Source organism: Vreelandella songnenensis (assembly GCF_003002925.1).
In the GTDB taxonomy this organism is placed as follows: domain Bacteria; phylum Pseudomonadota; class Gammaproteobacteria; order Pseudomonadales; family Halomonadaceae; genus Vreelandella; species Vreelandella songnenensis.
Genome location: NZ_PVTK01000030.1, coordinates 1 through 1,620, shown reverse-complemented (window position 1 = coordinate 1,620; position 1,620 = coordinate 1). Strand labels below are relative to the sequence as shown.

Below are 1,620 nucleotides of genomic sequence, written 5' to 3'. Positions count from 1 at the left end.
AAGTGAGAAGCCCCATTGAACGTAGCGCCTTCTATGAGGTACTCATCAAGACGCGTCTCTCCCTCCTCGCTTACCCAGACGTAAAGCCAGCCATCCCGCAATTGCCGCAGCGTGTAATCACGGGTATCGATCTCGGGGTAGCCAGGCCCTTGCCACTCTTCCGCTATCGGATGCGGGGCAGGTGCCCCTGCCTCGGCGGGGGCCTCATCAATGGCATAGCGTACGGGAAAAATATCGATGTCGATAAACAGTGGGCAGACACCGCCTCCTACAGGCGTTTCATCAAAGGCGGCGTTGCGAGATTGTGCCTGAACATCCGAGTTAGCCATGCGTGTCCTCGTTTTTTAATCGTGATACCTGCGCGATGCTCTCCGGCGGCGTCTCTTGACTTCGACTCCAGACATCCAGCGCATACAGTTGCTCTTGCCTGGAAAGCGGCTGATGACCATCGATTTGCGTCATCCAGCGGTCATATAAACCGTCACGCGCCGAAATGAAATCGTCGCCCCAACGCAAACTCAAACTGAGCCAAATGGCCACCTGGCGCTCCGTATTGGCTCCCCAGGCGGCGGCAGCGTCCAGGCGCTCGTCAAGCCATCGGCCTCTCTTCTGGGCTGGAAGGTACTGCCAATGTTCAGGCATATGCTCTCTGAAATAACTCGTCAGGCGCTCCTTGAGCTGCCAACGGGCCATCGCCTCGAGCGCGGCTAGCTGTGCATTCCCCATAGGCGGGAAAGTACTTGCCTCGCTCACCGAGGGTGATGCCTGCCGGAGGTGCGATTGAAATGCTTGCCACGTCACCGGGCGCGGCTCTGCCCAGTTAGGTGCCCAATCGGCCACCCACCACGTATCGATAGGGCCCAGGATGCCCGCTGGCAGGGCACTTTCGTAACTGCTCAACCAATGCCTGGTGACGAGTGGATCAGCAAAGCGCAATAACTGTTCGTGCCCCCCTTCCCCGTTAAACGTCACGAACTGTCCCAGGTGCCTGCTCAGCTCGCTGGTGCTCGCCTGGCTGCTCAGTAACGAAAGCGAGCGATACACGTTGCTGTCGTGGTTAGCGCAAGCGTCATCCGCTAAACGGCTGCTTTTGAGGCGCACCAGTATCGGGCCCTGCTCGGCTAACGATGCCCAGCGGGTCATGAGGTAGAGCGGCTCGATATCCTCGATGTCATCGCGGCTATACAAGCGTCTGAGCGCATCGGGATAACGCACGCCATCTACCAATGCATGTGTCACTGCCTGCGGTCGTTGCATCTAGCGATTTACCTGGCTCACGTCTTCACAAATCTCGCAGCGGGCGGGTGCCTTCAGTAACGTTTTAAGCTGCGCCGGGCGATTGATGGGCGGCACTATCTGATGGCTCTGAGCCTCTGCCTGCCCCGGCAACTGCGGCGCCTGCGCCGCCTGGCCACTCCCCGAACCGGGGCTGCCGCCGGAGTTGATCTTGACCTGCGGGCCCACCAGGGTGACGCCGCTGGGGTCGATCTTCAGGAAGCTGCCGCCGGCTTTCAGGGTGATCTCGGCGCCGGCTTCGATCACTACCTTCATGCCCGCCTTGTGATGAATCTCCTGCCCGGCTTCCACCAGCTGCGCCTGGCCGATGTTGTCGTGGCGGGT

2 protein-coding genes and 1 pseudogene are annotated in these 1,620 nt (G+C 59.9%); all 3 read right to left on the bottom strand.

Translation table 11 applies throughout. The features are described 5' to 3' along the window. The coding region (locus tag B0H98_RS16890; RefSeq protein ID WP_146130278.1) for a toxin VasX at positions 1–329 on the bottom strand (329 nt) is incomplete at its 3' end. Continuing rightward, a complete protein-coding gene (locus B0H98_RS16885) occupies positions 322–1,257 on the bottom strand; it encodes a DUF4123 domain-containing protein (RefSeq protein ID WP_106376228.1) in 936 nt (311 codons plus the stop codon). The genes B0H98_RS16885 and B0H98_RS16890, both read right to left, overlap by 8 nt. Beyond that, a pseudogene (locus B0H98_RS16880) lies at positions 1,258–1,620 on the bottom strand (DUF2345 domain-containing protein); the annotation flags it as partial. It lies immediately after the preceding gene.

Excerpts from the sequence above, each read along its gene's own strand:
- B0H98_RS16885 (WP_106376228.1), bottom strand. The coding sequence starts at position 1,257 with ATGCAACGACCGCAGGCAGTGACACATGCATTGGTAGATGGCGTGCGT.